Below are 10728 nucleotides of genomic sequence, written 5' to 3' on the forward strand. Positions count from 1 at the left end.
CCGCAACCTGCAGCGCGACCATCAGCGACCTGAATCTTGGGATCGTCGACACGCTGTCGGCGAGCCCCGCCAATGCCGCCGGCGAAGTCGCGATCACCTGCGATCAGGTGGCCGGGGACGTCACCAGTATGACCGTTTGCATTAACCTCGGGACCGGGAGTGGCGGCGTGCAGGGCGGCCTTCGGCTGCTCGAGGGGGGAACTGCCGGGCTGGCCTTCGGCCTGTTCGCCGACAGCGCGCACTCGGTTCCCTGGGGAAGCCACGATACCCCGGCACTCGGATCGCCGCTGACCCTGCATCTCCCCGCCAACGGGGGGGCCGCATCCGGCCGGATCAGCCTCTATGGTTCGGTGTTTGCGGGTCAGTCCTCGGCTGTCGCGGCTAGCTACCGGTCGACATTCTCGGGGCCCGACGCCACCCTGATCTACGCGGAGGGGACCGCGCTCGATTGCAGTGCGCCCGCGGGCGGCGACTTCGCCTATGCTGCTTTCTCGGTAAACGCCACGGTTCTCGCAAACTGCCTCGTGGTGGCCGGAGACATCGATTTCGGACGCACGGGAGTGGTCGCGCGTGCCCTCGATGCGAGTGGGGATCTGGATATCAGTTGCACACCCGGAACAAACTATTCCGTTGGCCTCGATGGCGGACTGACCGGTGCCACGGACCCGGCGCAGCGCGCCATGACCTCAGGTGGCCGCGCGATTACCTATGGCCTCTACCTAGACCCGGCGCGGACCGAGGGTTGGGGAGAGCTTGCGGGGACCACCGTCGCGGGGACCGGGACCGGCGATACGGAGGCACTGACAATCTACGGGCGAGTACCACCTCAGGTCGCCGGCCCAGGAGCCTATTCCGACACGGTTGTCGTCAGCATCTTCTACGACTGAGGCGGCGCAGGCGAAGCAAGCTTCCCTTTTCGCCGCTTTGGCCTTGGCCCAAGCCGGTCGTGCTGTATGATCGTCCTGTCGATACGAGACAGGGGACGATGACCGATACAGGCGTGCCCTCAGGAAAGCGCGAGTCGCGGGCTCCATCAAGGCTGGTCCGGGGGCAGGTCGCGAGCGCGCTACCCAGCTCCCGCGGGGCGCTGTCTCGCATGGCTGCCAGGTACGCCCGACATGCGGGTGTCGACGTCGAGGCGCTTCGGCGCCAGGCTGGCCTGCCCGATGATCTCGAAACCGGGCCGGAGCGCTGGATCAGTGCCCGTGCTCAGATCGAGTTCCTCAACCTCATCGCGTCCGGCCTCGACGATGACGCGTTCGGCTTTCACCTGGCGCTCGAAATCGACCTTCGCGAGCTTGGTACGCTGTACTTTGCAATGGCCTCGGCCCACACCGTGGACGAGGCGCTGGCGCGCAAGGAGCGCTACACCGCCCTGGTCAGCGAAGGCATGCGCGTCCGTTACCGGAAAGCCAGCCGGCTGATCGTGGACACCTTCTACACCGGAGTCGAGCGCCACCTTGACCGGCACCAGATGGAGTTCTGGATCACCTGCACGCTCCGGGAATTGCGGGAGCTGACACAGCAGCAGGTCGCCCCCGACCTGGTGAGCTTCGTGCATCCTCGTACAGTCGTCCCGGCAGACATGAAGCGCTATTACGGCCGCTGTCCGCGGTTCTCCGCGCCCCATGACCGGCTCGAATTGCCAGCGGCATGCGCCGGCCTGGCGCTGGTGACCGCTGATCCATTTCTCGATGCGCTCCTGCTCGACTATGCCGAAGGCGCCCTGGAGGCACGAAGCGGTCCGCGCGGGACGTTGCGAACGCGTGTGGAAAACGCGATCACCCCACGTCTTCCGCATGGCACCACAAGTCAGCGCAACATCGCCGGCGACTTGGGTCTCAGCAGCCGGTCGCTGGCCCGCAAGCTCAGGGAGGAGGGGCACAACTATCGCAAGATTCTCGAGGACCTGCGTGCCGACCTGGCTGCGGAGTACCTGAGAGGCACGGGTGCTTCGGTCGCACAAGTTGCCTGGATTCTGGGCTACAGCGACGCCAATGCGTTCTCTCGCGCGTACAAGGCTCGCCACGGCCGGCCCCCGTCAGCGGACAGATAACTCTGCCGCTGCCCTTGCTCCGCACGCCGGTAGGAATACTGGACAGAGGCCGAATTAACGCCTGATTCACGGGCCGCCACGACTGTACGAACGACGCGTCCCTGACCGACAGGATGTCGGCGTTCTAGCCAAGGTTTTCCCAGTGACAACCACGTTGGAAGCCCACCTTGCTGCCACCGGCGGACGGGAGCGCGGGCCAGTCCCACCGGGCCTGTCCGCGCTGATGGGTGATCAGCGATATCGTGCCCTGATCCAGAGCAGCACGGCTATCGTCTTCCGCGCCGGTCCGGACGGTACCCTTCTCGAGGGCTGGGGAACGAACGAATACTCGCAGCCCTTCCTCGAGGCCTACCTAGGCAAGGGCTGGATCGACGCCGTGCATCCTGGCGACAGGCAGGCCATGCTCTCGCTGTGGACCAAGCAGCAGGAGCAGGCTGGCCATTGGGAAGTCGATTTCCGCATTCGACGTACCAACGGCAAGTATGAGTGGGCCCATGCCAGGGGCGTTGCGCTCAGGGACCCGGACGGCTCGGTTCGCGAGTGGGTCGGAACGCTTACCGACATTCATGCAAGGCGCGTCGCGGAGAATGCAATTGCGGCGCGGGACGAACGACTGCGCCTCGCGGTGGAGAGCGCCGGCCTGGGAATCTGGGATCACGACTATGCGACCGGCGAGACCTGGTGGTCGGAGACCAAGCTGGAGGTCCTGGGGCTGCCGCCGGACGTACCCCCCAGCATGGAGGTGCTGGTCGCCTGCATGCACCCCGATGATCGCGCCAAGCTGGAGGAACGCGTCCGGCGAGCCCACGACCCTGCCGGAGACGGCCGCCTCGCTGATGAATTTCGGGTCAGGCGTGCCGATAACGGTGAGGAGCGCTGGCTCTCGTCATCCGGGCGGGTCTACTTTGACCTCGAGGGCGTGCCCCGGCGCATCATCGGGGTCGTAACCGACATAACGCGGGCCAAGCGCGCCGCCCTGAGGGCGCGCAGCGCCGAGGATCGCTTTACCCAGTTCGCCTCGACTTCCCCGAACGGCTGCATCTGCATGGACAACCGCGGCACGATCACGTTCTGGAACATGGCGGCTTCGAGGATATTCGGCCACTCCGCGAGCGAAGTCATCGGTCGCTCTGTCGAGATCATCGTTCCTGAATTGCTGCGGCACGCTCACGGCGAGGGCGAGGCGAAAACAGCGTTTGACGATGTTGGCTCCGGCCGTTCAATCGAGCTGGTGGCCGCGACAAAGAATGGATCGGAAATCCCGATCGAGTTGTCGATGTCGAGTTGGAGCGAAGGCGAAGAGCGGTACTTTGGTGCGCTGGTCCGAGACATCTCCGGCCGCAAGCAGCAGCGCGAACACCTTCTGCGCCTTGCCCACTACGATGCCACCACGGGTTTGCCCAATCGAACCCTGTTCTGGGAGCATGCCGATACGCGGCTGGCCTCCTCCAAACCCGCGACGGTTCTGCTCATCGACCTCGATAGCTTCAAGGATATCAACGATACGCTCGGCCACTACGCCGGCGACGCGGTACTAAGGGAGGTGGCACGCCGACTGAGCGAACTGGTCGAGGTCGGTCAGATCGTCGCCCGGCTGGGCGGCGACGAGTTCGCCCTGTTCGTGGAGGGCCAGCAGGCCGAGGCCGAGGCCACTGCGCTGGCAAGTCAACTTCAGCGCCGCGTCGCCGAGCCATTCGTCATTGGCGGCCAGGCGATCGAAATGAACTGCAGTGTCGGCATTGCGTTCGCACCCCGCCACGGAACCACCAGCGACGAACTGATGGTCCACGCCGACCTGGCGCTATATTCTGCCAAAGAATCCGGGCGGAACCGGTCGTGCGTTTTCACACCGGCGTTGCGGCTCGCGGCACAGCGGAAAGTCACCCTCGCCTCCGAACTTCGCCGGGCCTTTGAACAGGGTGAGTTCGAACTTCTATACCAGCCGCAGGTCGACCTCGATTCAAGGGAAATGACGGGCCTCGAGGCGCTCTTGCGTTGGCGCCACCCGGAACGTGGCCTCCTCACGCCCTCGGAGTTTCTCCCGGTGCTCAAGCGCAGTCCCCAGGCCGAGTTCGTGGGGACCTGGATCCTTCGCCAGGCAATCAATGAAGCGGCGCGGCTCAACCGTATGGGCCACTCCCTCAGAATGGGCATCAATCTGTTTTCGGCCCAGTTGCGGTCCGGCGAACTGCCGACGACGATCGGCCGGCTCATCGAGGAGGCGGCCCTTCCCGCGCACCTGATCGAAGTCGAGATCACCGAGCACACGATCCTGCGCAATGACGCCACGATCCTCGAAACACTGCACCGCCTGAGCATGTTGGGGGTCGGCATCGCCTTTGACGACTACGGCACCGGCTACGCCTCGCTCAGCATGCTGAAGCAGTACCCTCTCACGAGGCTGAAGATCGATCGCAGTTTCGTCCAAAGCCTTAGCGACGACGCATTGGACCGCGCGGTCGTAGAGGCTGTCGTCGCGCTCGGTGACAAGTTTGGACTGCAGGTGATCGCCGAGGGGATCGAAACAGAAGAGCAGCGCGCGCTTCTCCTCGAAATACAATGCCAGGAGGGCCAAGGTTACCTGTTTGGAAAGCCGCAGCCTATCGCCGATATTCTTTCGAACTTGAATGGCCTCACCGTCGCCAAGGTCGGGGGTGGTCCTGGGAGATAGGTCATCCGCGCGGCGGTTGGCCCGCGATGGCTCATTCGGTGAAGGAAATCCTGAACCGTGGTACCTGAGTTGCTTTTGGACGGCCCCGATGGTGCTCAAGTTGGGGCGGGCGATCCGCGCTGAGGGCTCCCGCGTTCTGCTTTCAGCCACCTGCGTACGGGAATCGGTTGTGTTGCGGAACATCCACGTCTCTCGTCCTGAAAGACGAGGTCGTGACGGCGCGGTCGGTGCTGAAAACAATAGTGTTGGTCATCGTGGCCTCCATGGCCCGAACCGCAACCGTTATCGCCGGCGGGCTCGAACCGTCATGCCGACATCGTCTACGCCTTTTGAGACGTACTTCGCGTCAGCCGAGCCTGCAGGAGCACGACCACGAGTAGGAACAGGCCGCGGACGACCGACTGCCAGGCGGCCGAGAGTGAAATCCAGCCCTTGCCGTTCTCGAAGTTTAGCACGTTGAACAACGTGCCGAGCAGGAGGACTCCCGCCAAAGTTGTCACAACCGAGCCGCTGCCGCCGGTGAGTAGCGTACCCCCAACCACCACCGCCGCTATGGCGAAAAGCTCCCAGCCGACGCCTTCGGTCGGCTGGCCAGCGAAACCGAGCGCGGCGAGCAGCACTCCGGCGAGGCCGGCAAGGCCGCCGCTCGCGAGGTAAACGAGAAAGGTTACACGTGCTACCGGCAGGCCCATCAGCTTTGAGGCATCCTCGCCGCCGCCGACGGCCAGCACGGTGCGCCCGGTGCTGGTGTAGTTGAGAACGATCGAGCCCAGGGCGTAGGCGGCAACTGCAATCGCCGTGGGGATCGGCACGACCCACAACATGCCCATCCCGACATTGATGAAGCCGCTGGTCGCGGAGACGGGCACGGACGTCTGGTTGGACAGCAGCAGAGCGGTGCCGCTGGCTGCGAGCAGGGTTGAAAGGGTCGCGATAAAGGGCATGATCCTGGCGCGGGTAACCAGCAGCCCGTTGATAGCACCGACCAACAGTCCGGCGCCAATGCCTGCGGCCATGCCGGGAACGATGCCATAGTGGCTGGCGAGCGCGGCCGCGACGCTGCCGAGGGCAGCGGTGGAGCCGACGCTCAGGTCGATGCCACCTGCCATGATGACGAAGCACATGCCGAGCGCGATCAGCGCGAACATCGCATTGTAGCGGACGACGGTGGTGACGTTGAAGGCGCTGAGGAAGTTGTCGTAGCGCCACCAGCCGAAGATGATGAGCACGGCCAGTGCCATCAGGACGCCATAGGTTCCGAACAGTCGTGCGACACGAGCGCGGTTCATGTCCGCCTCTGCTGCTGCAGCCACACGGCAAGGGCGATGATGCCCGCCTTGACGATCAGAGCTGCTGCATCCGGCACGCCGTTGGCGAGAAGGGTGTAGCGGACGAGCTGGATGGTGAGTGCGCCGAGCAGCGTGCCGACGATGGTGGCGCGGCCCCCGACGAGCAGCGTGCCGCCTACCGCGACCGCGGCGATGGCGTCGAGCTCCATGCCGAGGCCCACCAGATTGGCGTCGCTCGCCGAGTTGATGGCGATGACGACGAGCCCGGCGATGCCGGCGCAGAAGCCTGATATGGCGTAGACCGCAAGCTTGGTCCTGTTCACCGCGACGCCCGCCAGTTCTGCTGCCCGCTCGTTGCCGCCCGTCGCAAGGATGGAACGTCCGAACCGGGTGCGTCGCAGCATCCACGCGGCGAACGCCACCAGCACCACCATGATGATCACCTGAACCGGAAGCCCCAAGGGACGGCCCAGGCCAATCCACTGGAATTCCGGCACCCGGAAGACCTGCAGGTTCGAGTTTGTCAGCGCCTGCGCGATGCCGCGACCGGCTATGAACAGCACGAGAGTCGCAACGATGGGCTGGATGCGGAACTGCGCCACCAGCCACCCATTGAAAAGGCCGCAGAGGGTCGCAACCAGGATTGCGGAGACCATCGCAACTGCCACCGCCACTGCGACGTTCCCGTCGAAGATTGGGCTGAGGAAGATCAGCGGCGCGAGGGCACCGGCGATCGCCATGATTGAGCCCACAGAGAGGTCGATGCCGCCGGTGGCGATCACCAGCGTCATGCCCACCGCGACGATGACGATGGTGCAGACCTGCGTGAGGTTGACGTTCAGTGTCTGCAGGGTGGCGAAATTGCGGGTGAAGGCCAGGTTGAACACGACGAGCAGGAGCAACGCGATCAGCGTGCCGTAGCGGGCCAGAAAGCCGAACACGTCGAAGTTGGCGAGCGCGCCATCGCTACGCCAGGGGGGAGCGTCGGTCATTGCCCCGGCTCCTGGTGCGAAACGTGGCCCTGCGCCATGGCGGCGAGAATGGTCTCCTCGGTGATCTCGTCTCCTGCAAGCTCGGCAACAGTGCGGCCCTCGCGAAGGACGAACACACGGTCGGCGCCCTCGGCAACCTCCTCCAGCTCGGAGGAGATCATCAGCACAGTGAGGCCGCCGTCCGACAGCGAGCGGATCAGTCGCTGGATTTCACCCTTCGCGCCGACATCGATGCCGCGCGTCGGCTCATCCAGGATCAGCACGTCGGGGCTCATGGCAAGCCAACGGGCCAGCAGCACTTTTTGTTGGTTGCCACCCGAGAGTTCGCGGATCTTCTGACCGGGCCCGGAGCACTTGATGCCGAGGTCCTTGATGAAGCGGTCGACGATCTCGCGTTGTTTTCCTTCATCCACCACACCGCCAGCGCTGATGCGCGGCAGCAGCGCAAGCGTGAGATTGTCGGCGACGCTCATGTCGGGCACGATCCCTTCGAGCTTCCGGTCCTCGCTCACGAAGCCAAGTCCGGCTTCGATGGCGTCGCGCGGATGGGTCGGCGCATAGGCCCGGCCGTCCAAGTACATACTGCCGGCCCGTGTCGGGTCGGCACCGAACACGACGCGCGCTGTTTCCGTACGCCCAGCTCCCAGCAGCCCCGCAAAGCTGGCGATTTCGCCGCGATGGAGCTCGAAGCTCACATCGCGCACGGCCTGGCCGGCGGCGAGCGACCTGGCGGTCAGCACCACCTCGCCGGACCTATCCGCCGGCGGCCGGCTGAAAGCGGTCGCGTGTCCCTCCATCTTGCTGACGTCGCGGCCGAGCATCTGCGAGACCAGCTCGAGCTTGCTGATGTCGGACATGTCGGCGCTGCGGACGGTGCGCCCGTCACGCATGATGGTGACGCGATCGCACACGTCGTACAGTTCATCGAGCTTGTGCGAGACGAAAATCACCGAGACGCCGTCCGCCTTCAGTTGCCGGATCACGTCGAACAGCACCTGCACCTCCTGCTCATCGAGCGAGGAGGTGGGTTCGTCCATGATTACCAGCCGCGCAGAAAAACCGATGGCGCGAGCGATGGCGACCATCTGCTGCGTCGCGGTGGAAAAATCGCCAAGCGGGCGGCGGACGTCGAGCCTGACCCGGAAGCGGTTCAGCAGGTGCTCGGCTTCCTCATGCATCGCGCGCCAGTCGAGCAGCCCGAAGCGGCGCTTCGCACGTCCAAGGCAGATGTTCTCGGTGACGCTGCGCAGCGGCACGAGGTTGATCTCCTGATAGATCGTGCTGATACCGCCAGCCTGCGCCTGTTGCGGTGAGCTCACCTCGAACGGCTTGCCGAGAAACGTCACTTCCCCCGCGTCGCGCTGATGGTAGCCGGTCAATACCTTGATGAGGGTCGACTTGCCGGCGCCGTTTTGGCCTACAAGCGCATGCACTTCGCCGGCATTCACCTCTAGCGTGGCCTGACTTAGCGCCGGTATCCCAGCAAAGCGCTTGTCGACGCCCTGCATGGCGAGCAGCAAGTCGGCGCCCATGATCGATCATCCTCCGCCATGGCCAGACCAATGAAGGCCGCTCGCCTATTCCAGCGAGCGGCCCCGTGGCCGTATCAGTACGCGCTGGGAAGCAGGTCCTTGGCGTTCTCCGGCGTATAGATCGCATCTGGGTTGATGAGGACCGGAGGGATCGCTTCGCCGTTTGCGTAGGCGAGCGCAGTGTCGAAGGCCTTGGGTCCGAACCGCGGGTTGCACTCAACCACGGCTTCGACCTTGCCATCGACCACCAGCTGCACGATTTCCTTGCCTCCGTCGATCGAGAAGACGAGGCAGTCTTCGCGGCCGGCCTTGCGACCGGCCGCCTCCAGCGCCGCGATGGCACCGATCGCCATTTCGTCATTGTGGGCATAGATGACGTTGGCTTCGGGATGGGCCTGCAACAGCGTTTCCGCTACTTGCCGGCCCTTGTCGCGGGCGAAGTCCCCCGACTGCGAAGCGACGATGGTGTAGCCCGGGTTCTTGGCGATGACGTCGTCAAAGCCCTTCTTGCGATCGTTCGCGGGCGATGAGCCGACGGTGCCCTCAAGCTCTATGATGGTCTTCTTGTCACCGTTCATGCCCACCAGGTAGTCGGCGATGCGCTGGCCCTCCTCGATGAAGTTCGAGCCGATGAAGGTGACGTAGTCTTCTCCGGGCCTGGCCAGATCCTGGGCGACATTGCGATCGAGCAGAATGACCGGGATGTTGGCGCCCTTTGCGGCCATGATGGCTGGAATGAGCGGCACTTCTTCGCGCGGAGCAAGGAAGATCAGGTCGACCTGCTGCGCAATCATCGAGTTGACGTCGGCAACCTGTTTGGCGGCAGAGCCGGCGGCGTCGGTGTAGACCAGCTGCCAACCCCGCTTGGCGGCTTCGTCCTGCATGGACTTGGTCTGGGCAAGGCGCCAGGGATTGTTGGACTCGGTCTGGGAAAAGCCGACCTTGTAGGTGTCCTTCTTGGCCAGCGGCGGAGCGGCGGCAAATGCCCTCTGCGCCATTGCCGCGGCTGCGGCCGCTGCGGCGGATGAGATCAGAAGCGTGCGACGAGAAATCGTCATTTTCTACCTCCCTGTGGTGAGTTTCTCACCGGTTGAATCACTGCGAGATGCGACGCGCCCTCTGCACGCCGCGCTCCTTGGTCGTCATTCACGCGACGCGGAGATCCTCCCTTTCTTGCGAAGCAAGTGCGGTATCCTGGATGAACGAGGCGCAACGGTCGCCGATCATCATGGCCGGCGCGGCGGTATTGCCGGCGTTGATGTTGGGGCAGGCCGACATGTCGGCAACCCGCAGGTTGGCGATGCCGCGCACACGAAGCTGTGCATCGAGCACCGCCATCGGATCGCCGTCGGCACCCATGCGTGCGGTGCCAGCCGGATGATAGTTGGTCTTGACCAGCCGCTTGCAGTGGGTGACGAGGGCCTCGTCGCTGAGATCGGTCGGGTCGGGCTTGACGATGCGGGCGATGCGCTCACCAAGCGGCCCGTTTTCAAAGGCCCGAATGAAGAGGCGTTGGCCGGCGATCATGGTTGCCATGTCGTCGGGGTGCTGCAGCAGATTGGGTGAGACAATTGGCATGTCGGCCGGATTGGGCGAGCGCAGTTTCACGAAACCGCGCGACTTTGGTTTGGTGACCACGGTTGTGATGGTGACGCCGTGGGTTTTTTCCACGGCGTTGAGCACGTCCCGATCCAGGTAGATATCCGGCACGCAGAAGGCCTGGATCGATGGCTCAGCCTCAGGGTCAAGCGGATTGACGAAAGCCCCGGCCTCGACGCCCGCCGACAGGATCTTGCCGCCGCCGAAAAGCTTGAAATGCAGGCCGTGCTGGATCATGCGCCAGCCATCGCCGTGGCCATGGTAGCCGAAGGGGCCGTTGAAGGTGGCGATTAGCGGCACCTCTGGATGATCCATCAGATTCTGCCCGACGCCAGGCAGGTCAGCAGCAACCGGAATGCCGTGTTTGCGCAGTTCGTCACCTGGGCCGATGCCGGAGAGCATCAGCAGCTTGGGTGAGACAAGGGCGCCAGCGGAGAGAATGATGTCGCCGGAAGCCTGCGCCGTGTGCTCGGCGCCATCGAGGCCGCGATAAATGACGCCGATGGCGCGCTCATTCTCGACCAGGATGCGGTTCACCCCAGCATTGAGTTTTAGCGTCAGGAGCGGATTGTCGCGCAGCGGCTCGATA

At 64.3% G+C, this 10728-nt stretch carries 8 protein-coding genes; 3 read left to right on the top strand and 5 right to left on the bottom strand.

Going from position 1 to position 10728, the window contains the following annotated elements; translation table 11 throughout:
- The 3 genes from JWQ89_RS20340 to JWQ89_RS20350 form a co-directional block, all read left to right on the top strand.
- On the top strand, nucleotides 1-887 hold an 887-nt coding region (locus JWQ89_RS20340), incomplete at its 5' end, for a spore coat U domain-containing protein (RefSeq protein WP_299644100.1).
- Nucleotides 888-1096: 209 nt separating this feature from the next.
- Nucleotides 1097-2056, top strand: a complete 960-nt coding sequence (locus JWQ89_RS20345) for an AraC family transcriptional regulator (RefSeq protein ID WP_299644102.1) — start codon at nucleotides 1097-1099, stop codon at nucleotides 2054-2056.
- Between the two features lie 154 nt (nucleotides 2057-2210).
- Complete coding sequence (locus JWQ89_RS20350; protein ID WP_299644104.1) at nucleotides 2211-4727, top strand: bifunctional diguanylate cyclase/phosphodiesterase; 2517 nt, start codon at nucleotides 2211-2213, stop codon at nucleotides 4725-4727.
- Nucleotides 4728-5047: 320 nt separating this feature from the next.
- Here the strand turns inward: JWQ89_RS20350 and JWQ89_RS20355 are convergent, their stop codons facing one another.
- The 5 genes from JWQ89_RS20355 to JWQ89_RS20375 all read right to left on the bottom strand — a co-directional run.
- Nucleotides 5048-6016 (bottom strand): ABC transporter permease, encoded by a 969-nt coding sequence (locus JWQ89_RS20355; protein ID WP_299644105.1) that lies wholly within the window; start codon nucleotides 6014-6016, stop codon nucleotides 5048-5050.
- The gene (locus tag JWQ89_RS20360) at nucleotides 6013-7008 is read right to left on the bottom strand and encodes an ABC transporter permease (RefSeq protein WP_299644106.1); all 996 of its coding nucleotides are present in this window, start codon (nucleotides 7006-7008) and stop codon (nucleotides 6013-6015) included. Before JWQ89_RS20360 ends, JWQ89_RS20355 begins: the two co-directional genes overlap by 4 nt.
- Nucleotides 7005-8516, bottom strand: a complete 1512-nt coding sequence (locus JWQ89_RS20365; protein WP_299644109.1) for a sugar ABC transporter ATP-binding protein — start codon at nucleotides 8514-8516, stop codon at nucleotides 7005-7007. The genes JWQ89_RS20360 and JWQ89_RS20365 overlap by 4 nt, the downstream gene beginning before the upstream one ends.
- A gap of 98 nt (nucleotides 8517-8614) precedes the next feature.
- Nucleotides 8615-9598, bottom strand: a complete 984-nt coding sequence (locus JWQ89_RS20370; protein ID WP_299644107.1) for an ABC transporter substrate-binding protein — start codon at nucleotides 9596-9598, stop codon at nucleotides 8615-8617.
- Between the two features lie 88 nt (nucleotides 9599-9686).
- The coding region (locus JWQ89_RS20375) for a GMC oxidoreductase (protein WP_299644108.1) at nucleotides 9687-10728 on the bottom strand (1042 nt) is incomplete at its 5' end.

The organism is Devosia sp., assembly GCF_028290645.1.
In the GTDB taxonomy this organism is placed as follows: domain Bacteria; phylum Pseudomonadota; class Alphaproteobacteria; order Rhizobiales; family Devosiaceae; genus Devosia_A.

Coding starts and splice junctions, on each gene's coding strand:
- JWQ89_RS20365 (WP_299644109.1), bottom strand. CDS start 8,516: ATGCAGGGCGTCGACAAGCGCTTTGCTGGGATACCGGCGCTAAGTCAG.
- JWQ89_RS20355 (WP_299644105.1), bottom strand. CDS start 6,016: ATGAACCGCGCTCGTGTCGCACGACTGTTCGGAACCTATGGCGTCCTG.
- JWQ89_RS20345 (WP_299644102.1), top strand. CDS start 1,097: ATGGCTGCCAGGTACGCCCGACATGCGGGTGTCGACGTCGAGGCGCTT.
- JWQ89_RS20360 (WP_299644106.1), bottom strand. CDS start 7,008: ATGACCGACGCTCCCCCCTGGCGTAGCGATGGCGCGCTCGCCAACTTC.
- JWQ89_RS20370 (WP_299644107.1), bottom strand. CDS start 9,598: ATGACGATTTCTCGTCGCACGCTTCTGATCTCATCCGCCGCAGCGGCC.